At 69.7% G+C, this 26,064-nt stretch carries 15 protein-coding genes and 1 tRNA gene; 3 read left to right on the top strand and 13 right to left on the bottom strand.

Annotated features, from left to right (window positions below):
• Positions 1-27 precede the first annotated feature (27 nt).
• Positions 28-3,657, bottom strand: a complete 3,630-nt coding sequence (locus ACH4TV_RS39525; protein ID WP_398406175.1) for a LamG domain-containing protein — start codon at positions 3,655-3,657, stop codon at positions 28-30.
• Between the two features lie 1,775 nt (positions 3,658-5,432).
• Here ACH4TV_RS39525 and ACH4TV_RS39520 point away from each other — a divergent pair.
• The 3 genes from ACH4TV_RS39520 to ACH4TV_RS39510 all read left to right on the top strand — a co-directional run bounded on the left by ACH4TV_RS39520 (position 5,433) and on the right by ACH4TV_RS39510 (position 8,462).
• Entirely contained in the window at positions 5,433-5,780 is a 348-nt protein-coding gene (locus ACH4TV_RS39520; protein WP_398406174.1) for a hypothetical protein, read from the top strand.
• Positions 5,770-7,674 (top strand): tachylectin-related carbohydrate-binding protein, encoded by a 1,905-nt coding sequence (locus ACH4TV_RS39515; protein WP_398406173.1) that lies wholly within the window; start codon positions 5,770-5,772, stop codon positions 7,672-7,674. The genes ACH4TV_RS39520 and ACH4TV_RS39515 overlap by 11 nt, the downstream gene beginning before the upstream one ends.
• A gap of 197 nt (positions 7,675-7,871) precedes the next feature.
• A complete protein-coding gene (locus ACH4TV_RS39510) occupies positions 7,872-8,462 on the top strand; it encodes a tyrosine-type recombinase/integrase (RefSeq protein ID WP_398406172.1) in 591 nt (196 codons plus the stop codon).
• Positions 8,463-8,535: 73 nt separating this feature from the next.
• Here the strand turns inward: ACH4TV_RS39510 and ACH4TV_RS39505 are convergent, their stop codons facing one another.
• The 12 genes from ACH4TV_RS39505 to bldG all read right to left on the bottom strand — a co-directional run bounded on the left by ACH4TV_RS39505 (position 8,536) and on the right by bldG (position 25,968).
• A complete protein-coding gene (locus tag ACH4TV_RS39505; RefSeq protein WP_398406171.1) occupies positions 8,536-9,057 on the bottom strand; it encodes a hypothetical protein in 522 nt (173 codons plus the stop codon).
• Positions 9,058-9,345: 288 nt separating this feature from the next.
• Positions 9,346-9,419: transfer RNA gene (locus tag ACH4TV_RS39500), tRNA-Thr, on the bottom strand.
• A 137-nt stretch (positions 9,420-9,556) separates the two neighbouring features.
• Positions 9,557-11,137 (bottom strand): alpha/beta hydrolase, encoded by a 1,581-nt coding sequence (locus ACH4TV_RS39495; RefSeq protein WP_398406170.1) that lies wholly within the window; start codon positions 11,135-11,137, stop codon positions 9,557-9,559.
• A 94-nt stretch (positions 11,138-11,231) separates the two neighbouring features.
• On the bottom strand, positions 11,232-12,437 hold the full coding sequence (locus tag ACH4TV_RS39490; RefSeq protein ID WP_398406169.1) for a DNA polymerase III subunit delta': 1,206 nt from the start codon (positions 12,435-12,437) through the stop codon (positions 11,232-11,234).
• A gap of 111 nt (positions 12,438-12,548) precedes the next feature.
• Positions 12,549-15,833 carry a dTMP kinase gene (gene tmk / locus ACH4TV_RS39485; RefSeq protein WP_398406168.1) on the bottom strand — a complete coding sequence of 1,095 codons (3,285 nt, stop codon included), beginning with the start codon at positions 15,831-15,833 and terminating at the stop codon, positions 12,549-12,551.
• Positions 15,834-16,033: 200 nt separating this feature from the next.
• Positions 16,034-18,886, bottom strand: a complete 2,853-nt coding sequence (gene topA, locus ACH4TV_RS39480; RefSeq protein ID WP_398406167.1) for a type I DNA topoisomerase — start codon at positions 18,884-18,886, stop codon at positions 16,034-16,036.
• A 269-nt stretch (positions 18,887-19,155) separates the two neighbouring features.
• On the bottom strand, positions 19,156-19,353 hold the full coding sequence (locus ACH4TV_RS39475) for a hypothetical protein (protein WP_398406166.1): 198 nt from the start codon (positions 19,351-19,353) through the stop codon (positions 19,156-19,158).
• A 530-nt stretch (positions 19,354-19,883) separates the two neighbouring features.
• Positions 19,884-21,407: a methyltransferase gene (locus tag ACH4TV_RS39470; protein WP_398406165.1), complete on the bottom strand. Its 1,524-nt coding sequence runs from the start codon at positions 21,405-21,407 to the stop codon at positions 19,884-19,886.
• A 117-nt stretch (positions 21,408-21,524) separates the two neighbouring features.
• Complete coding sequence (locus ACH4TV_RS39465; RefSeq protein WP_398406164.1) at positions 21,525-22,121, bottom strand: small secreted protein; 597 nt, start codon at positions 22,119-22,121, stop codon at positions 21,525-21,527.
• A 229-nt stretch (positions 22,122-22,350) separates the two neighbouring features.
• Positions 22,351-24,753, bottom strand: a complete 2,403-nt coding sequence (locus ACH4TV_RS39460) for a sodium-translocating pyrophosphatase (protein WP_398406163.1) — start codon at positions 24,751-24,753, stop codon at positions 22,351-22,353.
• A gap of 314 nt (positions 24,754-25,067) precedes the next feature.
• A complete protein-coding gene (locus ACH4TV_RS39455) occupies positions 25,068-25,502 on the bottom strand; it encodes an ATP-binding protein (protein ID WP_398406162.1) in 435 nt (144 codons plus the stop codon).
• Positions 25,503-25,626: 124 nt separating this feature from the next.
• Entirely contained in the window at positions 25,627-25,968 is a 342-nt protein-coding gene (bldG, locus tag ACH4TV_RS39450; RefSeq protein ID WP_009189842.1) for an anti-sigma factor antagonist BldG, read from the bottom strand.
• Positions 25,969-26,064: the final 96 nt, after the last annotated feature.

The raw sequence follows: 26,064 nt of genomic DNA, 5'->3' as shown, positions 1-26,064 counted from the left end.
GGTTCCGCCGCTGAGTCGGAAGACCCGTCAGTCGCCGACGGTGTCGACGATCTGCGACGGGTTCATCGCACCGGCCCACAGCCGGATATCGCTGATCCGGCCGGGCAGGTAGTGGCCGACGCCGCTGTCACCGGCAGCCTGGCCCTCCCCTGCGGCGAACAGGCCGGTGCCGGGGTCCGCGGTGTAGGGGTGCACGTTGTCGGCGCCGTTCTCGTCGGAGCCGAGATAGAGGTGGACAGCATCCGAGGGGGCGTCGTAGGTGCCGGTAAGCCGCACCGCGCTGCCCAGGTCGGCGGGTTCGTCGGAGACCACTCCGTCGAAGCTCCCGTCGGCCTTCAGCCGTCCGAAATACCACTTGCCCACGGGCACGGTGAGGTCGGGGCCTCCGTCCGGGTCCGGCTGTGTCTCGGTGCCGGTCAGCTGGTACCAGAAGCCCCAGGACGAGCCGGTTGCGCTGCGCTGCCCGACCACCTGGGCTGTGTAGCCGACCGGTTTGGCCGCCAGGGCGGTCGTGTCGAGGTCTGCCAGCGTGGTGGCGGTGAAGGAAGCCGTGTCGTCCACCACCGGTCCGGGGGTGGTGGCCGCGCCGCTTGTCCCGTTGAGGGTGATCGCGTTGCTGTCCAGCGACGCTGCGCCGGAGAGGGTCAGCGTCCGCCCGTACCCGGACACGGAATCGGTCAGCGTGGTGCCGGCGGCGCCATCGGGGTTCCAGTCCGCCATCAGCTCGGTCGCCGACGCGTTCGCCGAGTCCAGCAGTTGGTCCTCGGTGGCGATCTCGTCCGGGGTCAGAGCTCGCTGCCACACGGCGACCTCGTCGACCCTGCCCCGGAAGTAGTTGTTGAAGCTGCCGAACGTTGTTCCGGCCCGGCCGAACTCCAGTGGACCGTCGGACGCCGTGGCATTTGCCGTGCTCGGCAGTGCCACGGGGGTGCCCTGCATGTGACCGTTGACGTACAAGCTGATCGTGCGGTCCGTGTCGTCGTACACGCCGGTCAGGTGGGACCAGACCTTCAGCGGCACGCCTGTGGCGGCGGCATTGGCCCCGGCGTACTCGCGGACACCGTTCTCGTACCAGCTCCACAGGAACACCCACCGGTTCGCACTCGGCGAGTAGTACAGCGAAAAGCCGGTGTTGTCGCTGCTGGTCTGCGACAGGACAGTACGGAAATCCGACTCGTCGGACAGGTAGGCCCAGGCCGACACCGTGAACGACGACTCGGTGTTCACCACCGGCGCCGACGTGGCCGCGTATCCCTGCTGGTCGGCAGTGACGGTGGTGTCGTTCAGCCACAGCGAGCGGTCGCTGTCGCCCCGGCGGGCCAACGACGACCAGCCCGCACCGCCGGTGTTCAGGGTCGCGTTGTGGCGCGTGCCCACGGTGCCGGTATCAGCTGCCGATGTCACTGCCGAACCGGGTGCCGCGTCGTCGAAGTGCCAGCGGCCGACCGCCGTCTGCCCCTCCTGGACGTTGAACTTCACGCTCGCCGTCTGGCCCCAGCCGGCCCCGTCCTGCGCCCGCGCCAACAGGAGTTGAGTGCCGGCGAGTTGCGGGGTGATCTTCACCTGCCAGGTCGCCCCCGCGTGCACCGCCGACCAGGCCGCGGAGGATGCCAGTTTGTACTCGTACGCGCTGTTCACGTCACCGGTCGCCGGGCCGAATGTGAACGTCGCGCCGACGCCCGGACCGCCGGCGGCGACGCACGCCGTCGCATCGCAGGGTGTGTAGGGCGTGCCGACGGTGATCTTCGGCGGTTTCGGCGCGGTCGTATCGACTCTGAAGTAGCACCATCCGGTCGTCGTCACCGTGCTGTGCGACTCCAGGAAGCTGCTGCCGTCGTAATAGGACTGGGTGAACACCGCCAGCCGGTACAGCGGACCCTCCGTCAGCGTGATCGGCGACGGATCGGTCTCGGTCGTGCCGCTGCCGATATAGCCGCTCAGCGGACGGATCGGCTCTGTCGCCACAGCCCAACTGCCGTCGCTGTTCTGCTTCTGTACGTAGAAATGTGCACGCAGGCTCGCTCCGCTGCCGCCGCCCGACGCCGTGCTCACCTTCGCGGTCAGGGTCGGGGTCGGGTCGCCGATCACCTGCGGATCGGATGCGCTGGTCTCGCAGGTCACCCCCGTGCCCGAAACCAGCCCCGCCGCCGTGGGCGCCGCCGGCACGCCGACGTACGTCACCGACAGCACCGCGTCATTGCGGAACCTCTTCCAGTCACTGGTCGCGGTCTCGTCCCGTGCCTTGACCAGCAGCGTCAACCTGGAGAACCCGCCTGCGGCGAAGTTCGCGACCTGCGTGGTCAGCCGGGAGTCGTGGAACTCGATCGGCGCGGCCGGCTGCGAAGGGCTGCACGCCGAGCCGCGGCCAGCCGACACGTCCCGGCTGGCCACCGTACCCAGGTTGGTCGGCCGACCGGCCCACGTCGTGGACGAGGTGATATTGCTGGTGCGCTCCAGGTCCACATAAGACGCGTCGCACGTGAACGACCACGACTCGGTGTCTCGGAACGTCGCGTCCAGCACCTTCTTGCCCACCAGGGTGGCCGGTGAGAACTGGTAGTAGATCCGCTCGGTGTAGTCGGTGCCGCAGTAGTAGCCGTCGTACGACGAGCAGTGGCCCACGCCCTTGCCTTCATTGTTGTCGCCGTTGTCGAACTCGAAGTCGGTGACCCCGTCCGAGCGCATCTGAGTGCGGGCGGTCTGGCTCAGCCCGACACTCGGGTCGATGTACACCGGGAAGGCATCGGCATCGGTGTTGGACAGGATGGTCGAGTCCGGCACCACCGACAGCGAGTCGTCACCCACCTGTACCGGCAGCACACTGGAAGCGTCGCCGTCACCGGGACCGGGCGTGGGATCGTCCCCGGCAGCGTCGGGGGTCACCACAGCCGGACTGTCCGCCTCACGGGCTTCCCTGTCTGCGTCAGTCGTGCGGGCAGCCTGCCCGGAGGCGTCACCCTGCGAGTCCCACATCACCGCGGCAGGAGCGGAGAACACCGGACGGGCGTTCTCGTCGACTGCCGTCATGCCCCCGCCGCCGACGGCCTGGACCGTCAGGCCCTCCGACCGCAGTGAGAACGTCACCCGCTGAAGTGCCGGATTCGCCGCTGCCTGCGGGGTCTTGACGATCAGCAGCTCGCGGAAGCCCTCTGTCGTGGCCGTCATCCGCAGGTCGACGCCGGGCAGAACATCGGGATAGGTGGCGTTCGGCCCGTCCAGGACCGGCTTCGGCAGAGCTGTGGCCCAGCCCAGTTCCAGTGAGCGGCCGGCATCGGTGATGTCCACCAGCCCCGAGCCGTCACCACCGCCCGAGAACGACAGGCCCATTACGGCCGCCCGCGGCCCCACCGTGCCGTCCGACCTCGCCACGAGCGTCGCGTCCGGATCGGTCCACGAGCCGTCAGCGGCCTTGACGCGCACCGGCACCGCCGACTGCTCCATCGTGAACGACGTACCGTCCGGATTGGCGTAGGTCGTTGAGTAGTCCGTCCGCTCACCGGTTACCTCCACCGGCTCACCAGCGGCAACAGCCTGCTGCGACGCGGCCCGCGCCCCGGAGTCCGGACCACTCGCATCCGCACGCGCGACGGAACCCGTGCCACCCATAACCGGCAGTGCCGCCAGCAACGCCCCCGCGGCCAGGGCAGCAACGGTCACCCGCCCGCTTCTCCTCCGCGCACCTGTGCGACGACATGCGTCAGCCCACCCCATATGTCCCCACCCCAGAGCACCAAGAACGAATCGGTCAAACGATCTCCCGCAGAAGGTGGATCCGCGACCGATAACCGGTCCGGAATTACTAAAAACCGCACAAAGATCCCTCCTTGGTGGGGTTTTGATGGTCAAGCCAAGGCATGGGAGTTTGACGCTCCGCACCGCAATGCCACACCGGCGGGCACACCATCGCCCCCATGCGAACGTGACCAGGAACTGCGCGACGTCGATGTCCGGGCGGGGTGGTTCAGCGAGCCACGCGGGTGCTGCGGACGCCCTGGCCGACGTGGCCGATGGCGTTGTGCCGGTGTTTCCTTTCGCCGGGTCATCAGCAGCGCCGGCGAGCGTGCCCAGCGCAAGGCGGAACACTCCGCCATCTCCGCAGCGGAGGCCCGGCGCACCGTTCCCGCACCGTCGTGGTGGCCCTCGGAGAAACCCCATCTCGCCTGCTGTGATGGCTTGCACGACACCGACCCGGCTCACGCGGACCAGAGCTGCTTCGGGCCCGGACGGGACGTACCCGCCTCTGATCGCCCAACACGCTCTGCACATCGAGGAGATGGACCCATCCGCCCTCGACGGTCCGCTCCGCGACAGGTTCATGGCCGCACACATGCTCATCGAGGGCCGCGACCTCGTTGCTCCTGGAGACCGGAGACCCGCAATGCGTGTACGACTGGTTCAACCTCCTCTTCAGGCCGACTCGGGTCGAGAAAGCTGGGGCCGCCGTCTGCGAGGTCGGCTGACTGCCGACTTGGACCGACCGGCAATTGGAGGGTGGGAGAAGGAGCGGGGGCGATGGGGGTCCCCCGCGCGAGCGAAGCCGAGCGTGGGGGAGCGTGCAGCTGCAAGGCGGAGGAGGGAGTGATGGCGGAGCCATCGCGACCGACGACAACGCGGCTGGGGGCCCCCACGCCCTTAAGGCAGTGGGGGAGCGCGTGCCGGACCCCGCGACGCCGCCCTCCAATTGCCGGTCGGTCTTCAGCAGGACGGGGCTACCTGAGTGCATGCGACGCGCGCTGCGCCCCGGGCTCGACACTCAGCCCGGTAGCAGTGGCGGGTCGCTCGATCGCGGCGCGCACCGCGTCCGGGCCGAGCCGGCCGGGCGGCAGGTGCGCGCCGGCAAAGTGCCGGACGAGCCGGGCCGGGCCAAGGCAACGGTCGTACAGGCCCGCTGATGCCCAGCGCGATCAAGCAGAGGGGTACGGCGGCGCCCATGAGAGCCAGGAAGCGTCCACGTTCCGGCTCGTCCTCGCCGGTGGTGAGCAGCTCCTCGAACTGGTCGTTTTCGCCAGTTCCGCCAACGGCAGCCCACGGGCCTGACGCAACGACCGCAATCGAGCAACTGACGACTCATTGATCACGTCACCCACGGTTACTGACACAGGCATTCCGTGTCACGCGATCACGGAATTCCGAGGCGGTTCACCCACCGGCCGTCCTCCGCTGCCTCGCTCCGGGTGCGTCGGTCGACGAACCCAGCCGCCGTCGGCTGGAGGCCCAGGGCTCCCATAGCAAAGTCACCATCAGCGAAGGAGGACCGTTGTAACCGAACTGCACAGATTCCTGAAGCCCGTTCCAGGCACGTCACCCTGAAGAGTGATCCCGTTTTGGAGCGGTCTCCCCCGGGGCCTTCCGACTTGTACCGTCGCTGACGGTGATGTCTGGAGGGGCCGTCCGTGAGCTCGTGGGCGGCGTTACCGCAGGGGGAGCAGGAAGTGGACGTACGAGTCCAGGTGACTGACGACGGCAGCACAGAGGCCGCCGCGCTGGGTCAGTGGCTCAGTGACGAGCACGAGTTGCGCGGCCGTGTCCGCGGCATCCCTGCTCCCCTCGGTCCAACGGAACTCGGAGGGGCTACCGACCTACTGGTCGTCGCCGTAGGCGCCGGCGGGGCCGGCACCGTTCTGGCGAGGTCCCTCATCACCTGGATCCAGAACCGCCGGACCACAGCGAAGATCACGGTGGAAGTGCAGGGCAAAAGGATCACCCTCGACATCGACACCGTCGAAGACATCACTCCGCTCCTCCAGCACCTTGCGACCCCGGCCATCGATGAACCCTGAGCCCGAAGGCAGGCACGACTCTCTGGCGATCCTGGTCGGTGTGTCCCGGTACGACGACCCGGCGTTCACGCCGGTCGCCGCAGCCAGGAACAGCCTGAGCCGGATGAAGAGCATCCTGGCGGATCCGGCGCTCTGTGGGTGGTCCGGAGAGATCAGGGTGATCCCCGACCCGACGTCACAGAGCGAACTGGCCCTGACAATCAGTGAGTTGGCGGAACAGACCCGTGGGGTACTCCTCCTCTACTACGTCGGCCACGGCCTGCTCTCGCCCCGCGGCGAACTCTGCCTGACCGTCACCACCACAAACCGCTCCCGGCCGACGATCACGGGCGTCCCGTGGGAGGACATCGCCGAAGCCCTGCGCGGCAGCCCCGCCAGGATGCGCATCGCGATTCTCGACTGCTGCTTCGCCGGGCAGGCCATCGAAGCGCTCGCAGGCGACGCCGTGGCCGACATCGTCCACGTCGAGGGCATCTACACACTGACCGCGACAACCCGAAACCGCACGGCGCACGTCCCGCCACCGGAGGAGCAGGAAGCGGCGAGCACATCGTTCACCGCCGAACTCACCGATCTGATCAGCAGCGGCATTCCGTACGGTCCATCGGCCCTCACCCTCGGCGCGATCTACCCCGTACTGCGGAACCAGCTCTCCGAACGCGGCCTCCCCCGCCCCAACCAACGGGGCACCGACCTCGCCGACCGCTTCGTCTTCGCCAGGAACGCATGGCATCCGGGCGCCAACCCGCCTGAGGACAGAGATACGCACTACGGTGCTGTGTCCACAGTCACTGGGCTACGGCCCATCGCAACAGCCCCGAAGCCACCCGCTCCCGGAGATCCGCTGCCGCCCGCTTCCCCTGCCACAGCGATCCTCACGGCGCAGCCGGCCCATCGGAGCCTCACCCGGCGCGGGCTCCTCGGCGGCGGACTCGGGCTGGCCCTCACCGGCGGGTCGGCAGGTGCGTACTTCACCTCCGGAACCATCGGCGACCGTCCCGACGACGCCGCGTCCACGTCTGCTGCGGTGGCAAGGCGTGGTCCCGTGGTGTTCGCCGGATCCGACGGCTACCTCTTCTTCGTGACGGACAGCTGGGGAGGGTTGCGCCAGTACCGGAGGAAGAGCCCTGATACCGGGGCCACGGGATGGGCGAAACTCTGGCAGAACAGCCGCTCGTACACCGAGATCGGCAGCGAATTCCAGAAGTACTCCATGGTCTTCACCGACCGCGCCGACGCCTTCTACGGCGTACTTCCCAGCGGAGTCCTGCACCGGTACCGCCTCTTGCGGACCTGGCCGGACGGGAGAGGAGACTGGCCGAACTGGGGCCGCCCGACCGTGGTCCACAGAGGCTTCCGGCAGTACAGCCACGTGTTCGCCGCAAGCGACCGGCAGATCCTGGCGGTGACCCCGGACGGCCGGCTCGACTGGTACCGGCTGCTGCGGATCAACGACATCGCCGGGACGTTCACCTGGGCGAACAACGGCAAGCCGCGCCAGATCGGCGAAGGCTTCCACCCATACAGTCAGGTCTTCTGGGGCGACGGCGACCGTACGCGCGAAACCCCGGACAGCGTTCTGGCAGTGACCCCGGACGGCCGGCTCGCCCGGTACCAACTGGCCGCCGACGACGACCCCACGCGCGCGCCCCGGCTGGCCGACAACGGGGCTCCCACCACGATCGCTGAGGGTTTCGACCGGTACACCACCGTGACCGGCGCGCCCCAAGGAGTCATCTACGCCGCCCGCGACGACGGCCTCCTGTACTGGTACCGGCTCCTCGCGGTCAACGAGGAGACCCGCAGGCCTTCGTGGGCGAACAACGGCAAGCCGATCCAGATCGCCGACGGCTTCTTCCTCCAGCCAGGGGACCGGGCCACGGCCCCCCACTGATCCCGCACAGGGCCGTCGGCACGCCCGAACGGCATGTCCTGCACGCCGGGACCGTCCCCGCCGAAGGCCGCCGGGATCAGTCCCTCTCGTGACCGTCGAGCTGCGCTCGAAGCAACGTGCTCAAGGGGTCCGTCCACAAGCGATGCACCACATGCGAGGTCCCACGCGTAGACACAAAGGGAAGACCCGTCCTCAACGTGGACAGCACTCAGAAGACCGACGAGCTCGGGACGAAATGCCCCGGCCCCGGCAGAACTCGGCGCAGACCTCGCAAGGATGGCTTCGCCACCAAGAAGGACGCCGAGGAGAAGGCACAGGAGGTCTGGGACCTCGCGCAGGTCGGCATCGACATCCTGTCCGACGCGACCATGAGCCAGCACCTGCGGCGCCGGCTCGACGGCAAGCAGCGCATCAAGCGGTCCACCCGCCACAGCTACGAGGACTGTCTGCGGCTGTACTTCATCCCGCAGCTCGGCCACATCAAGCTCCGCGACCTGCGCCCGATCCGCCTGCACGACCTCCGCCACGGCGCGGCCACCATCGCCCTTCTCGCCGGCGTCCACATCAAGGTCGTCCAGAAGAAGCTCGGCCACTCCTCGATCAAGGTGACCGGCGACATCTGCACCAGCGTCCTCGAAGAGGTCGAGAGGGAAGCCGCCGAGGCCACCCTCACCGCCGTCCCAAGGGCCCGGAAGAACCGGAAGAAGCAGCTGGGGCAGCCCGCCGAGCAAGCGGAAACCGAGGGCACGAGGGGCGAGGAGGACGAAGACGGCTCAGCAGCCGCGTGACACAGACCGGCAGCAGACTGGGCGGGCTCATGGACACCGTCTCCGAGAGCCCGCCCAGTCGCCCGGTCCGCGCTCAGTCGTCGACCACCGTGAGGTGGTACGTCGTATCCACCCAGAAGCCACCTGTGGTGCTCGCCTTGATCTCGACCACGTAGTGCCCCACGGGAAGTGGATCGAACGAGCACCACAACCCCCAGGCGATACGCGGCAGCAGCGTTGCGCGGAAGGGCTTCGAGGTGAACTCCTGCACCGGCAGAGGCACGCCGTTCAGGAACGCGTTCGCCTCCGAGACCCCCATCAGCATGGGCCCGCGTGAGAACGGCGTCAGCGCCCGCTGGGTGTTGAACACCGGAAAGAAGACCGGCCGTCCCGCAGGCATCGAGCAGCGGCGCACGACACGGCCGCCGTAGGTTCCGGCCAGGAACCAGACGTCAGCCGGCTGCTGCCAGGCGGCGAACTCTCCCGTCTGATCCAGAACGGGGCTGCGGTCGTCAGGCGCGGACAGGGCCCACTTCCACCAACGAGCAGCCAACTCACCCCCACGCTCCGCCCCCAGCTGCTGGAAACCACCCCCGGCTGACACCGCCTCGCTCACCGTCCTCCACCCCTCTACCCACCCAGACATGCACTCGCGCTCGCGCGACCCTACCCGGCCAGGCTGAGGGGAACTGAGGCCGGTGGTTCATCAGCAGCAGACAGAGGACGCACTCGCCGGATCAGTGATCGTTCAGCGCCGTGTCCCCGGTACGTCCCCGGAAGCCACTCATCGCTCACGCCGGAGGCTCTGAGCCCTCGCAGCCGCAAGCTCCCGAAGATCGGGAAGATCACGAAAAAAAGCAAAAGCCCCAGGTCACGGCGAGTGAGAATCCTGGGGCTTCTACAGAGCCGCCTTCGGGATTCGAACCCGAGACCTACGCATTACGAGTGCGTTGCTCTGGCCATCTGAGCTAAGGCGGCGCGCTGTCCACACCATGGTGCGATCAGCAACGCGGGTAAGTCTACACAGTTTCCGGGGGTGCTCCGCACACCCGCCGAAGCACCCCCGAGGCGCCCTCAACGCACCCCCGGAGCACCGCCGAAGCACCCCCGCACCCCTACGAGCAGCGCTTCCCCTCCGCCGGAGGGGTGTCCCGGAGCAGATACGCGTTGATCGTGTCGTCGATGCAGTCGCTGCCCCGGCCGTACGCCGTATGGCCGTCGCCCTCGTAGGTGAGGAGGCGGGCGGAGGAGAGCTGGCGGGACAGGGACTGAGCCCAGCGGTAGGGGGTCGCCGGGTCGCGGGTCGTGCCGACGACCACGATCGGGGCCGCACCCTTCGCTTCGATGCGATGCGGTTCGCCCGTCGGCCGGACCGGCCAGTACGCGCAGGTCAGCGAGGCCCAGGCCATGACCTCGCCGAAGACCGGGGACGCCTTCTCGAAGGACGGCAGCGCAACGCGCACCTCGTCGGGGGTGCTGTACGCCGCCGGGAGGTCCAGGCAGTTCACGGCCGCGTTGGCGAACATCAGGTTCGAGTAGCGACCGTCGGCGTCGCGCTCGTAGTAGCTGTCGGCGAGGAGGAGCAGGCCCGCGCCGTCCTTCTCCCGCATCGCCGTGGTGAGCGAGTCACGGAGTTGGGGCCAGGTGCTCTCGTCGTACATCGCCGCGATCACGCCGGTCGTGGCGAGGGCTTCGCCCAGCCGGCGGCCGTCCGCGTCGCCGGTCGGGATCGGTGACGCGTCGAGGCGGTCGAAGAACGCCTTCAGGTTCGTGCCGACCTCGCCCGCCTCCGTACCCAGCGGGCAGTCGGTCTGCCGTACACAGTCCTTGGCGAACGCGTCGAACGCCGTCTCGAAGCCCGCCGTCTGGTCGAGGTTCAGCCGGCGCGCGGGCAGGGAGGGGTCCATCGCGCCGTCCAGGACGAGCCGGCCGACGCGCTCCGGGAAGAGATCCGCGTACGTCGCCCCGAGGAACGTTCCGTACGACGCCCCCACATACGTCAGCCGCTGGTCGCCGAGCACCGCCCGCATGATGTCCATGTCCCGGGCCGCCTCCACCGTGGACACATGCCGCAGCAGGTCGGGCGAACTCCGGCCGCAGCCCTCGGCGAACTCCTTGTACGCGCCGACCAGTTCGTCCGTCTCCCGCTCGTTGTCGGGAGTCGCGTCCGTCTGCGTGTACGCGTCCATCTCGCGGCCGTCCAGGCACTCGACCGGCTCGCTGCGGGCCACTCCGCGCGGGTCGAGCGCGACCATGTCGTAGCGCGTACGCACCGCGGCCGGGTAACCGATGCCCGCGTACGCCTGGAGGTACCCGACCGCCGAACCGCCCGGTCCGCCCGGATTCACCAGCAGCGAGCCGAGCGACTTGCCCGCGCCGGCGGCCTTCCTGCGGGAGACCGCGAGCCTGACGTCACCCTTGGCCGGGGCCGCGTAGTCGAGGGGCGCCTTCATCGTGGCGCACTGGAACCCGGGGACCCCGCACGTGCGCCAGTTCAGCTTCTGCGCGTAGTACGGCGCGAGTCCGGCAGGTGTGGCCTGCGGCAGCACGGTCTGCGACGCGCCCGCCGACGAACTCGCCGCACTCGTCGAACTTCCCGCGGAGCACGCCGAGACGAGCAGCGCGGCGACGGCCAACAACGTGCCACCGGTACGCAGAGGCCGACCGGCCGGACGAGGGGTGCGCCTGATATGCATTCAGCGAGCGTAACCCTGAGCCATGCGACGAATACTCTCCGTCCCCAATATGACTCGTACGAGTTACGGGTTACGAGTTACGAGGGCGCCGGCCTCAGCCCGCTCTCAGCGACAGCGTCATCGCCTCCACCGCCAGCAGCGGTGACACGTTGCGGTCCAGGGCCTCGCGGCACGCGGCGATCGCGTCGATGCGGCGGAGCGTCGACTCGGGTGAGCCGGCGCGGGCCAGTCGCTCCAGGGTGTCCTCGGCGTCCGCGTTGGCGATCGCCAGACGGGTGCCGAGCTGGAGGGCGAGGACGTCGCGGTAGAAGCCGGTGAGGTCGATGAGGGCGAGGTCGAGGGTGTCGCGCTGCGTACGCGTTCTGCGGCGCTTCTGGCGGTCCTCCAGTTCCTTCATCACGCCCGCCGTGCCGCGGGGCATCCGGCCGCCCTGGGACGCGCCCATCGCCTGCTTCAGCTCCTCCGTCTCCTTCACGTCGACCTCCTCGGCGAGCTGCTTGGCGTCCTCCGACGCCGCGTCGATCAGCTCCTGGGCCGCCTTCAGACACCCCCCGACGTCCTCGACGCGCAGCGGCAGCTTGAGTACGGCCGCCCGACGCTCGCGGGCTCGCGCGTCCGTGGCCAGCCGGCGGGCGCGGCCGATGTGGCCCTGGGTGGCCCTGGCCACGTTGTGCGCGACGCCCGGCTCGATGCCGTCCCGGCGGATGAGGATGTCGGCCACCGCGTCCACCGGCGGGGTACGCAGGATGAGGAGACGGCAGCGGGAACGGATCGTGGGCAGCACGTCCTCGATGGACGGGGCGCACAGAAGCCACACCGTGCGCGGCGCGGGCTCCTCGATGGCCTTGAGCAGGACGTTGCCCGCGCCCTCCGTGAGGCGGTCGGCGTCCTCCAGGACGATGACCTGCCAGCGTCCGACGGCCGGTGACAGCTGGGCGCGTCTGATCAGGTCGCGGGTCTCCTTGACGCCGATGGAAAGGAGGTCGGTACGGACGATCTGCACGTCGGCATGGGTGCCCGCCAGGCTCGTGTGGCAGCCGTCGCAGAACCCGCAGCCGGGCACTCCGCCGAGCGCACGGTCGGGGCTCACGCACTGGAGGGCGGCGGCGAAGGCGCGGGCGGCCGTGGACCGGCCCGAGCCGGGCGGGCCGGTGAAGAGCCAGGCGTGCGTCATCTTCGACGTCTCGGGCTGGGGCGCTCTCGCGGCGACCGCGGTGACCAGGGCGTCGGCATCCCGCGCGGCGGCCTCCAGCTGCGCGCTCACCTTCTGCTGGCCCACCAGGTCGTCCCACACCGGCACGGGGACACCGCCCTTTCGTCACACCCAGCCCCGCGCATCACACGGTGCCTTGCGGAGTCCATTGTGCGGGTCCCCACTGACAACGGGCCCCGCAGCCGCTCCCGGCCCGCCTCAGCGGCGCCGCCCGCCCCGGCCCCATCCCTCGTCGCGGTCCTCGTCGTCCCGCGGCCCGAGCAGTTCGTCGGCCAGGGTCGGCAGGTCGTCCAGCGGAGTCTCCTCCGCCCAGTCGGAGCGCGGGCGCCGACGCGGGGTGCCGTCGGTACCGACCTGGGGCAGCTCGCGCGTACGGTCGTCGCCCGTCTCGGGCCGGTCGCCCGCACGCTCGTCCCGGAAGAACTCCGGCGGCACCCGATCCGCGGGCTCACCGCCCCGCCGACCCGCGCTGTCCTCCCGTACGGGAGGCAGCACCGCGGTCTCATCGGCCGCACCCGGCACCACGGGCGGCAGCACAGCCGCCTCGTCCGCCGCGCCCGGAGGAACCGCCGGCAGCACCGCGGTCTCGTCCGCCGCACCCGGCACCACAGGAGGCAGCACAGCCGTGTCGTCGGCGGCGCCCGAGGGAACCGGCGGCAGCACCGCGGTCTCGTCCGCCGCACCCGAAGGTATCGGCGGCTTCTGGAACTTGGCCGTCACCTCCGAATCGGAACCGCCGGACCGCCCACCGGCTCCCCCACCGGAATCCGCGCTCTCAGCCATACCCGCACCCGTACCCGCGTCCGAAGCCGCACTCCCCGCAGCAGCCACCGCTGCCGAAGCTGCCGAAACCGCCGCAGCCGCCCTCGCCGCCGAAGCCGCTGCCGCCGCCTCCCTGGCCCGCCGTTCCTTCTCCGCGCGGACCAGGGCCTCCTCGGCCTTCCGCTGCTTCTCCAGCCGCCGTTCCTCCGCCTCCGCGCGCAGCCGTGCCTCGTCCTCGGCCTGCTTGCGCCGGCGGTCCTCCTCGGCCTTGCGGCGGGCGTCCGCCTCGGCGCGGGCCTTCTCCTCCGCGAGCAGCCGGACCCGCTCCTCCTCGGCGCGGCGGCGCGCGTCCTCGGCCCGCTGCCGGGCCTCCTCCGCCTGGCGTTCGGCCTCGCGGCGCTGCGCCTCCTCCAGCTCGCGCCGCTTGCGCTCCTCCTCCTCGGCGCGCAGCCGGGCCAGCGTCTCCTGGCGCTCGCGCTCGACGCGCTCCTCCTCGGCCTTGCGCGCGGCCTCTTCCTCCGCCTTGCGCCTGGCCTCCTCCTCGGCCGCCTTGCGGGCCTCCTCCTGGGCCTTCACCTCGGCCTCGGAGAGGGGCAGCAGCTGGTCGAGCCGGTGGCGGACGACCGTCGTGACCGACTCGGGCTCCTGCCCCCCGTCCACGACCAGATAGCGGCCCGGGTCGGCGGCGGCCAGTGTGAGGAAACCGGACCGCACGCGCTCGTGGAACTCGGCCGGCTCCGACTCCAGCCGGTCCGGCGCCTCCGTGAACCGCTCGCGCGCCGCCTCCGGGGAGACATCCAGCAGAACGGTCAGGTGCGGTACGAGGCCGTCGGTCGCCCAGCGCGAGATCCGCGCGATCTCCGTCGGGGAGAGATCGCGGCCCGCGCCCTGATACGCCACCGACGAATCGATGTACCGGTCGGAGATGACGACCGCGCCCCGCTCCAGGGCAGGCCGTACGACCGTGTCGACGTGCTCCGCGCGGTCCGCCGCGTACAGCAGCGCCTCCGCGCGGTGCGACAGACCGGCGCTCGACACGTCCAGCAGGATCGACCGCAGGCGCTTGCCCACCGGGGTCGCCCCCGGCTCGCGGGTGACCACGACCTCGTGGCCCTTGGCCCTGATCCACTCGGCGAGCGCCTTCGCCTGCGTGGACTTGCCGGCTCCGTCGCCGCCCTCCAGGGCGATGAAGAAGCCGTTCGAAGCGATGGCCTGTACGGGGTCGTCGCCGCCGCGCAGCGCGTCCCGCAGATCGTGCCGCAGCGGTACGCCGGAGCGGTCGTCGGCCTTGGCGAGGACCAGCGCGGCCACCGGCAGCAGCAGCGCGCCGACCAGCATCAGCGTGAACGCGGCGCCGCCGTGCGCGAACACGAACTTGCCGTTCTCCAGGCGGTGCGGGCCGATGAGGGCAGCCACCAGGGGGGCGATCAGCGCGGCCAGCGCCACGGACACCCGGACGACCGCGTGCAGATGTTCGGTCAGCCGTGTCCGCCGCTGGTCCTCGGTCTCCTGGTCGAGCAGCGTGTGGCCGATGTTGGCGGCGACGCCGGCTCCGACGCCTGCGAGAGCGACGATCAGCAGCACCGTCGTCACGTCCGGGACCAGCCCGGCGGCGAGCAGCGCGACCCCGGTGAAGGCGACGGCCAGCGCGAGCAGCCGGCGCCGCGACAGCGACACCAGCACCTTCGGTGCCGTACGGATGCCGACGACCGTGCCGCCGGTCAGGGCGAGGACCAGCAGCCCGAACATCACCGGGCCACCGCCCAGGTCCTTGGCGTGCAGCACGGCCACGGAGACGGACGCGGCGACCGCGCCGGAGACGGCCGCGCAGGCCAGGACGAGCAGCGGGATCGCGCCCGTACGGCCCGTGTCGGCGCTCGTGCCCGACTTGGGGCGGCGCAGGCCTTCGAGCGGGGACCGCGCGCGCGGGGTACGGGCGTCGGGCAGTTCCAAGGCGGTGAGCACAGACAGCGAGGCGGCGAACAGCCCGGCCGCGACGTACGACCCGAAGGCCGCCTGATGCCGGGCGAACCAGTCGATGCCCGTACCCAGCAGGTTGTTGAACAGCGCGGCGGCGACGAGCGCCCCGGCCGCGAGCGGCACCGCGACGAAGGTCGTCCGCAGGGACAGACGCCGCAGGGCGTCCATGTGGTCCGGCAGCGGTCGGACCGTCGCCCCCTCCGGGGGAGGCGGGGGCAGCAGCGCGGGCGCCGCGCTCTCCCGGCACACCGCCCAGAAGCGCTCGGCGACTCCGGTCACGAAGGCGGTGACCAGGAGGACGGCCGGCGCGTTCTCCGGCGTCCAGTCGATCCACAAGGGCGCGATGATCATGAGGACGGCGCGCAGGCCGTCCGCGCCGACCATGGTCCAGCGGCGGTCGAGCGGGCCCTCCTGGGAGGTGAGCGACGTGAGCGGGCCCAGGAGAACGGCTCCGAAGAGCAGCGTGGCCAGAACACGTGCCCCGAAGACAGCCGCGACAGCGAGCGCCAGGCCCCGGTAACCACCGCCGAACGAGCCCTCGGCGACGGCCGCCTGAAGGACGAGCAGGACCAGGACCAGCAGCGCGAGCGCGTCACCGACACCGCCCACCAGCTGCGCGCTCCACAGCCTCTTCAGCTGGGGCCGGCGCAGCAGGGCGCGGACGGCGCGCTCGCGGGAGTCCGCGACCAACGCGTCGTCGGGGGCCTGTGGGGTGGCCGTTGGCTGCTCTGCTGGCGTCATGCTTTCAGCCTATCGGCAGCCACCGACAGCCCGAAGTGGCCGTCCGGACGTGCGACCGCCCCGACACCTGATGGTGACGGGGCGGTCGTTTCACGAAGTCCGCGCGAAGCCGACGTGAAGATCACTCGCCGGGATCGACCGAATGGGCTGAAGGTGCTGAAAGTACCGAACCGGCCCCCGGGCGAGCCGAGTTCAGCAGCTCACTCCTCGGTCGCGGCCCTCGCCGCGGTCGCCTTCTTGGCCGGAGCCTTCTTCGCGGCCGTCTTCTTCGCGGCGGTCGTCTTGGCGGCCGTCGTCTTCTTGGCGGCGGCAGTCTTCGTCGTGGCCGCCTTCTTGGCGGGGGCCTTCTTGGCCGGAGCCTTCTTCGCGGTCTTCTTGGCGGGCGACTTGGCACGCTTCTCGGCGAGCAGCTCGTAGCCGCGCTCCGGGGTGATCTCCTCGACGCTGTCGCCGGAGCGCAGGGTCGCGTTGCTCTCCCCGTCGGTCACGTACGGCCCGAAGCGACCGTCCTTGACGACCACCGGCTGGCCGCTGACCGGGTCCGTGCCCAGCTCCTTCAGCGGCGGCTTGGCGGCGGCCCGGCCACGCTGCTTGGGCTGGGAGTAGATCTCCAGCGCCTCTTCGAGAGTGATCGTGAAGAGCTGGTCCTCGGTCTGGATGGACCGCGAGTCCGTGCCCTTCTTCAGGTAGGGCCCGTACCGCCCGTTCTGCGCGGTGATCTCCACGCCCTCCGCGTCCTTGCCGACGACCCTGGGCAGGGACATCAGCTTGAGCGCGTCCGCCAGGGTCACCGTGTCCAAGGTCATCGACTTGAACAGCGAGGCCGTGCGCGGCTTGACGGCGTTCTTGCCGGTCTTCGGGGTGCCCTCGGGGAGCACCTCGGTGACGTACGGGCCGTAGCGGCCGTCCCTGGCGATGATCTGGTGGCCGGACTCGGGGTCGGCGCCCAGCTCGAAGTCACCGCTCGGCTTGGCGAGCAGCTCCTCCGCCAGCTCGACGGACAGCTCGTCGGGAGCGAGGTCCTCCTGCACGTCCGCGCGCTGGTGGTTCTCGGAGTCCTTCTCGCCGCGCTCGATGTACGGGCCGTAGCGCCCGACGCGCAGCACGATGTCGTTGCCCACCGGGAACGACGACACCTCGCGGGCGTCGATCGCGCCCAGGTCGGTCACCAGTTCCTTGAGACCGCCGAGGTGGTCCCCGTCGCCGTTGCCCGCCTCGGCCGCGCCACCGACGGCGGTGGCAGGGGCACCATTGGCGCCCTCGCCGAAGTAGAAGCGCCTCAGCCAGGGCACGGACTGGGCCTCGCCGCGGGCGATGCGGTCGAGGTCGTCCTCCATCCGGGCGGTGAAGTCGTAGTCGACGAGCCGCCCGAAGTGCTTCTCCAGGAGGTTGACCACGGCGAAGCTCAGGAAGGACGGCACGAGGGCCGTGCCCTTCTTGAAGACGTATCCGCGGTCGAGGATGGTCCCGATGATCGACGCGTACGTCGACGGGCGGCCGATCTCGCGCTCTTCGAGCTCCTTGACCAGCGACGCCTCGGTGTAGCGGGCCGGGGGCTTGGTGGCGTGCCCGTCGACCGTGATCTCCTCGGCGGACAGGGCGTCGCCCTCGTTCACCTGGGGCAGACGCTTCTCGCGGTCGTCCAGCTCGGCGTTCGGGTCGTCGGCGCCCTCGACATATGCCTTCAGGAAGCCGTGGAAGGTGATCGTCTTGCCGGAGGCGCTGAACTCGACGTCGCGGCCGTCGGCGGCGGCGCCCGCGATCTTGACGGTGACCGAGTTGCCGACCGCGTCCTTCATCTGGGAGGCGACGGTTCGCTTCCAGATCAGCTCGTAGAGCCTGAACTGGTCGCCGGTCAGGCCGGTCTCGGCAGGCGTGCGGAAACGATCACCCGATGGGCGGATCGCCTCGTGCGCCTCCTGCGCGTTCTTGACCTTCCCGGCGTACGTCCGCGGGGACGACGGCAGGTAGTCGGCGCCGTACAACTGCGTCACCTGGGCACGGGCGGCGTTGATCGCCGTCTCCGACAGGGTCGTGGAGTCCGTACGCATATAGGTGATGAAGCCGTTCTCGTACAGCTTCTGCGCCACCTGCATGGTCGCCTTCGCACCGAAGCCGAGCTTGCGGCTGGCCTCCTGCTGGAGCGTCGTCGTACGGAACGGGGCGTACGGCGAGCGGCGGTACGGCTTCGACTCGACCGAGCGGACGGCGAAGCTGGTGCTCTCCAGGGCGGCGGCCAGGGCGCGGGCGTTCGCCTCGTCGAGGTGGAGGGTGTTCGCGCTCTTCAGTTGTCCCACGGAGTCGAAGTCGCGGCCCTGCGCGACCCGCCTGCCGTCGACGGTCGCGAGGCGGGCGACCAGCGACGACGGATCCGACGAGTCCCCGGCGCGGCCGGTCGCGAAGGTGCCCGTCAGGTCCCAGTACTCAGCAGAACGGAAAGCGATGCGCTCGCGTTCCCGCTCCACCACGAGTCGGGTCGCAACCGACTGGACACGGCCGGCCGACAGGCGCGGCATGACCTTCTTCCAGAGGACCGGCGAGACCTCGTAGCCGTAGAGACGGTCGAGGATGCGGCGGGTCTCCTGGGCGTCGACCAGCTTCTGGTTCAGCTCGCGCGGGTTGGCGACGGCGGCCTGGATCGCGGCCTTGGTGATCTCGTGGAAGACCATCCGCTTGACCGGGACCTTGGGCTTCAGGACCTCCTGGAGGTGCCACGCGATGGCCTCGCCCTCGCGGTCCTCATCGGTGGCGAGGAAGAGTTCGTCGGAGTCCTTCAGCAGGTCCTTGAGCTTCTTGACCTGGGCCTTCTTGTCGGCGTTGACGACGTAGATCGGCTGGAAGTCGTTGTCGACGTCCACGCCGAGACGGCGCACCTCACCGGTGTACTGCTCGGGCACCTCGGCGGCACCGTTGGGGAGGTCGCGGATGTGCCCGACACTCGCTTCGACGACGTATCCGGGGCCGAGATAGCCCTTGATCGTCTTCGCCTTGGCAGGCGACTCGACGATGACGAGTCGGCGGCCGCCGTGTGCGGTCTCGCTGGTCGGGGACAACTTCGCTCTTCTCTCCGGTCGACACTGGGGTTTCCCCCGGCTGCCTTGCTTCCGGGGTCGGGTCATGCTGACGCTGCGGAGTGTGACGGTACATCCCGCCCCCGTGTCAAACGGGAAAAGCCCGCAACGGCCACTCGAACGGTAACCCGACTACCGCCATTCCTGCCGCCCGGAGTGTCGACCTGCCTCTTCGGACCTATCCGGAGGGTGACCTACCGAATACCGGAGGCACCCCGCCGCAGGTGCCTCCTACGCCCATGACACCCACCTCACACCAGGGTGAAGCACCATGCGCCGACCCCGAGAGCGATCAGCGCGGCGACGCCCACGAGGGCCGCCGATGCGACGGGGCTCACACCGTGGGCGACGGGCGCCCGGTGCCTCACCCGGGTCGCGGTCCACACCAGCAGTCCGCCCCCGAACAGGGCGAACACCATTCCCGCGAAGATCGCCGGTTCGCTCTCCATAGCCCTGCGCGCCCCTTTCCTCCCGCCCGGGAGTCCCCGGACCCGGGAGGCTGCCACGCCAGGGAAGCGCCCGCGCGAACCCAGGGTGAACGCCGGGCGGACGGCAGCCACGCGCCGCGGCGCACACCCGCCGTACGGCCTCGGAGCACCTGAGCGAACAGGCCGGCCGACCACGGTCCGTCGCCGCGGAGCACCTACGAATCTCACAGCCGGTACGTGGGACCCGCCCGGACCGGCCACCCGAACTCGACGCGAATATGCCGCCCCGGCTCGAACTGCGCCGCCCGGACACTCGCTCACCCACTCGATACGACCACTCCCCGCCGGTACGACAAGTCGGCACGGCGTCACACGTGGTCAGCGCACGGCCCGCCCACGCCGCCCGCAGGCTTCCCCGCGCCTCCCGCGCCGTCCCCGCACCTCCCGCCGCCGTATGGCCGAGGCGTACGGGACCTGCCGTACCCGAATCGGCCGCGGCGACCCCCTCTCGCGTGGTCGTCACGGCGTAGACGACAACCGCACGGCAGCGCTCACCTGCCCGACGGTTCCAGGAACCCCTGCTCCACCAGCAACCGGATCTGCGCGGGCGTCCGGTCCCGCAGCGACACCGGGTCCTCGCCGACCAGTTGGGCGATGGCGTCCAGAATCCGCCCCGCGCTCAGCGTGCCGTCGCACACGCCTGCGAAGCCCGCGCCGACCGTGTCCACCTTGGTGGCCCGGCGCATCCCACGGTTCTGACGCAGCACCACGTGCTCCGGGTCCTCGGCCCCGGGCAGCCCGACCTGCTCCTGCACGACCTCGCCCGCCAGTCTGAAGTGCGCGGCGAGCAGGGCCGCGTCGTCGTGCCCGCGGAGGTAGTCCACGCGGTCGAAGTGCGCCCGGACCGTCTCTCCGAGCGGCTGTTCGACCGGATGCGGCCACTCCTCCACGGTGATCGAAGACTCAGCCGCCCCCGTCCTCCGCAGCGTGATCCAGCCAAACCCGACGGACCGCACCTTGCGCGCCTCGAACTCGTCCAGCCACGCGCCGTACCGCTCCTGGTACTCCGCCGGGTCCGAACGGTGGTCGCCGGCGTCCCGCAGCCACAGTTCGGCGTACTGCGTGACGTCCTGCACCTCACGCTGCACGATCCACGCATCGCACCCGCGCGGCACCCAGGACCGCAGTCTGTCGTGCCAGTCCTCCCCCTCCACGTGCTGCCAGTTGGCGAGGAACTGTGCGAATCCGCCCTCACGCAGCCGCTCCCCCGCCTGCTGAACGAGCGTGCGGCACAGATCGTCCCCGCCCATCCCGCCGTCCCGGTAGGTGAGCCGCGCGCCCGGCGAGATCACGAACGGCGGGTTGGACACGATCAGGTCGTACGTCTCGTCCTCGCGGACCGGCTCGAAGAGCGAGCCCTCGCGCAGGTCGGCCGCCGGAGCGCCGGACAGCGCGAGCGTCAGCGCGGTGATGTGCAGGGCACGGGGGTTGAGGTCGGTCGCGGTCACGCGCGTGGCGTGCTGAGCGGCGTGCAGCGCCTGGATCCCGGAGCCGGTGCCGAGGTCGAGGGCGGAGGCGACCGGCGTACGCACGGTGATGCCGGCGAGGGTCGTGGAGGCCCCGCCCACCCCCAGCACGACCCCCTCATCGCGACTGCCGATACCACCGGCCCCGCCGACCGCGCACCCCAGGTCGGACACGATGAACCAGTCCTCGCCGTCCGGCCCGCCGTACGGCCGTACGTCGACGGCGGCGGCCACCTCTCCACCGTCGGCGGTGACGAGCCACCCGGTCTCCAGGCAGTCGTCGACGGGCAGCACGCCCCCCACGCGCGCGTGGGGCACGGGCTGCTGCAACAGGAACAGCCGTACGAGCAGTTCCAGCGGGGTGTCCCCACGGGTCGCCCGGAGCGCGGGCACGGCCTCGCTGCGCGCCAGCGCGGCGTACGCGGGCGCGCCGAGCAGGTCGAGCAGCCCGTCGGCCGTGAAGTCGGCGGCCAGAAGGGCGTCCCGGAGGCGCTTGGCGATGTCGGGGCGGTCGGCGGAGGGCAGGGCGTGCAGGCTGGCGTTACTCACGCCCCCATTGTGTCCGCCTTACCGCTCCGCCGCGCACGCCTGTGGACAGACGCGGGCAGACATCCCGTACGCCTGTGGAAAACTCGCGCCCGAGTGCCGGAAGCCCGGCCCGAACGGTCAGCTGGCCGCCGAGGAGGCCGAGGGGGTGACGGTCGTCGACTTGCAGCTCTCCTGCTTGGCCATCGACTTGCCGACGTCGCCCTCTTCCAGGGCCTTCAGCGCGTCGTTCCCGCTCTGGCTGAGCTTGTCCAGCTGCGTGGCGACGCCCTTGAGACCGTCGGCGAACTTCGCCTGGTCCTTGACGTCGAGCGCGTCCACCTGCTTCTTCAGGCTCGCGTAGGACGCCGAGATGTCGTTGAGTTCCTTGACCGCGTTCGTCTTCTTCGTCTCGCCGTCGTCGACGTTGGGCGCACCGGCGGTGTTCACTGCGGTCCCGATCGCCTTGTAGGCGTCCGCCATGTCCTGGAAGGCCTGCGCGTCGGTCTTCTGGACGTCCTGCGGCGTGCTGTTGTCCGAGGTCTCCTTCTGGATCGCGGAGTTGGCGGCCTCGATCTTCTGCGCCTGCGGTTTCACCGCGTCGCACACCTGCTTGGCCCAGGCATCCAGCTTCTCGTTGCCGTCGTCGCTGCTGCATCCCGACAGCGCCAGTACCAGTACCGCACCGCCGGACAGTGCGACCGCGAGCTTCTTGTTCACCGGATTGGTCCCTTCCATGGCTCTCGGCCCCGGAACATACACGCCATCTGGGCGACATCAGCGTGACGGACATCCGTTTGATGTGCTGTTGAAGCCATTTGCACCAAGAGAGAGAAGGCTCACGGAAATGGTGTGCAACCCACGCCGAGCGGGCGGACGACGCGTCAAAACGCGCCGCCCGCCCGCTCGTTGGCCGGGTCTGACCAGCCGTAGGAAACCGGAGGTCAGAAACAGGCTGGGGAACCGGTTACGAAACCACCGCGGGATCAGCCGACTTGGCCGCCCGCTCCGCCTCCTCTTCGTCGTCGCCCGCGATCCCGCGCCTTTTGGAGACGTACACCGCGCCCACGATCACCGCGAACGCCAGTACGGCGATGGCGATGCGCAGTCCGAGGTTCTCGTCGTCGCCGTAGCTGAACTTGACCACCGCGGGCGCGATGAGCAGCGCGACGAGGTTCATCACCTTCAGCAGCGGGTTGATGGCCGGGCCCGCGGTGTCCTTGAACGGGTCGCCCACGGTGTCGCCGATGACGGTCGCGGCGTGGGCCTCGCTGCCCTTGCCGCCGTGATGGCCGTCCTCGACCAGTTTCTTCGCGTTGTCCCATGCACCACCGGAGTTGGCGAGGAACACCGCCATCAGCGTGCCGGTGCCGATCGCGCCCGCGAGAAACGCGCCGAGCGCGCCGACGCCGAGCGTGAACCCGATGGCGATGGGTGCCATGACGGCCAGCAGTCCGGGCGTGGCGAGTTCCCGGAGCGCGTCCTTGGTACAGATGTCGACGACGCGCCCGTACTCCGGTTTCTCGGTGTAGTCCATGATCCCGGGATGTTCGCGGAACTGCCGCCGCACCTCGTAGACCACGGCCCCCGCCGACCGCGAGACCGCGTTGATCGCCAGCCCGGAGAACAGGAAGACGACCGCCGCGCCCGCGATCAGGCCGACCAGGTTGTTGGGCTGCGAGATGTCCATCACCAGGTTCATCGGCCCGCCCTCGCCGACTTTTTCGCCCACCTCGCGCGCCGCGGTCGTGATCGCGTCGCGGTACGACCCGAAGAGCGCCGACGCCGCCAGGACGGCGGTGGCGATGGCGATGCCCTTGGTGATGGCCTTGGTGGTGTTGCCGACGGCGTCCAGGTCGGTGAGCACCTGCGCGCCCGCGCCCTGGACGTCGCCGGACATCTCGGCGATGCCCTGCGCGTTGTCGGAGACCGGCCCGAAGGTGTCCATCGCCACGATCACACCGACCGTGGTGAGCAGCCCGGTGCCGGCCAGCGCCACCGCGAACAGCGCCAGCATGATGGACGTACCGCCGAGCAGGAACGCCCCGTACACGCCGAGGCCGATCAACAGGGCGGTGTAGACGGCCGATTCGAGCCCGATGGAGATACCGGCGAGGACGACGGTGGCCGCGCCGGTGAGTGAGCTCTTGCCGATGTCCCGTACGGGCCGGCGGGTGGTCTCGGTGAAGTAGCCGGTCAGTTGCTGAATCAGGGCCGCCAGCACGATGCCGATGGCCACCGCGAGAAGCGCGAGGATCCGCGGATCGCCGTCCTTGGCCGCGATGGCGGCGTCGGTGACCCCGTCCAGATCGGCGTACGACGACGGCAGGTAGACGTAGACGGCGATCGCGACGAGTACGAGCGAGATCACCGCGGAGATGAAGAAGCCGCGGTTGATCGCGCTCATGCCACTGCGGTCGGTACGCCTGGGCGCCACCGCGAAGATGCCGATCATCGCCGTGAGCACACCGATCGCGGGCACCAGCAGCGGGAACGCCAGTCCCGCGTCGCCGAAGGCGACCTTGCCGAGGATCAGCGCGGCGACGAGTGTCACGGCGTACGACTCGAAGAGGTCGGCCGCCATGCCCGCGCAGTCGCCGACGTTGTCGCCCACGTTGTCGGCGATGGTCGCGGCGTTGCGCGGATCGTCCTCCGGGATGCCCTTCTCGACCTTGCCGACCAGGTCGGCGCCGACGTCGGCGGCCTTGGTGAAGATGCCGCCGCCGACCCGCATGAACATGGCGATGAGAGCGGCGCCGAGACCGAAGCCTTCGAGCACCTTCGGCGCGTCGGCCGCGTACACCAGCACCACGCAGGAGGCGCCCAGCAGGCCGAGGCCGACCGTGAACATGCCGACGACACCGCCCGTACGGAAAGCGATCTTCATCGCTTTGTGGGAGACGTCGGTGAGATCCTTTTCCGGCTCGCCTTCCGCCGGAGTCGCTTCCCGGGCAGCGGCCGCCACACGCACATTGCTGCGTACGGCGAGCCACATGCCGACATAACCGGTGGCCGCCGAGAAGGCGGCGCCGATCAAGAAGAACACCGACCGTCCGGCGCGCTGATTCCAGTCGTCCGCGGGCAGCAGCATCAGCAGGAAGAAAACGATCACGGCGAATACGCCGAGCGTGCGCAACTGCCGTGCCAGATAGGCGTTCGCGCCTTCCTGGATGGCCGCCGCGATCTCCTTCATGCTGTCGGTGCCCTCGCCCGCCGCGAGCACCTGGCGCACCAGCACCCCGGCGACCACGAGCGCCGCCAGGGCGACGACCCCGATGACCATCACGATCAGACGGTTGTCGTCGGTCAGTACTGCGGCTGCGAAGGTTGTGGGTTGGTCGAACCGATGAGGGGTAGAAAGCCCCGCCATTCGTCCTCCTTGACGCTTGGGCTGAGCTCAAGATGTGGACGGATTGTAGGTACCGCAAGCTGATCAAAACAGTACGCGGAAACGGAATAGATCGCCCCATGCTATTCAGCAAATGATCGGCTGGAGATCCAATGGCCCGGATGATGTAATGCCGCAGGCACATTGACTGTTGATCGAATTATCGCGCGAATGATCGTGAATACCTTCACGAAGTCATCGTGAATACCTTCACGAATTCCGGAACCCGCCGGCAAAAACGCCAAAGGGCCCTGCCTGAGCAGGGCCCTTGAGGCTGTACGGGGGTGAGGTCGGGGTCAGGGAAGGAGCGTGACCGGCGGCGTGGTCGGCCAGCTCATGCGGATCGATCCGCCGTTCTCCCCTGCGGTGACCTCGACGTCGTCGACGAGGCCGCTGATGACCGCGAGGCCCATCTCGTCCTCCTCGGCATCCACGTCCACGTCGCCGTCCGCACCCGGAGCCTTGTCACCGGGAACCGAGCGGGGTGCTTCGTCGCCGACCTCGATGGAGAACTGCTTCTCCTCCTCGATCAGCGTCACCCACACCGGCGCCAGGATGCTGTTGCTCTGGTGCAGTCCGACGGCACGGGTGCAGGCCTCGCCGACAGCGAGTCGCACCTCGTCGAGTACGGCCTCGTCCACTCCGGCCCTGCGCGCCACCGCTGCCGCCACCAGTCGGGCGGTCCTGACGTGCTCGGGCAGCGCGCTGAAGCGGAGTTCAACGGTGGCCATGCATCCCCCTCGGAATACGGGCGTGCGATCAGGGGGCCGAGCCGCCGAGACCCGGACCCCCCTCGTTAACTTCTTCCGTCACGGGCGCACATACGTTTGACCGCACATGCGTCCCGAACGGCCGTCAGTCGGTGGCCGCCACCGCTTCGTCGACCGAGGTGTGAATCGGGAACACCTTGGTGAGACCGGTGATGCGGAAGATCTTCAGAATGCGCTCCTGGTTGCACACCAGGCGGAGCGAGCCCTCATGAGCACGCACCCGCTTCAGGCCGCCGACCAGAACGCCGAGCCCGGTGGAGTCGAGGAAGTCGACGCCCTCCATGTCGACGACGAGGTGAAAATTCCCGTCGTTGACCAGCTCGACCAGCTGCTCACGCAGCTTGGGCGCGGTATATACGTCGATTTCGCCACCGACCTCGACGACCGTACGATCGCCGACGGTACGGGTCGACAGGGACAGGTCCACGGATCCTCCAGCACCTTGCTATCGAGCGGTCATCCCAAGGGACACCTCGGCAGAGTCCCCAGGACGGTTCGCCAGCCGCGATGGCATTCAATCACT

The organism is Streptomyces sp. NPDC020898, assembly GCF_044333925.1.
Lineage (GTDB): Bacteria > Actinomycetota > Actinomycetes > Streptomycetales > Streptomycetaceae > Streptomyces.
Note: the sequence above shows the minus strand (reverse complement) of the source record. Positions and strands in the feature narration are given on the sequence as shown.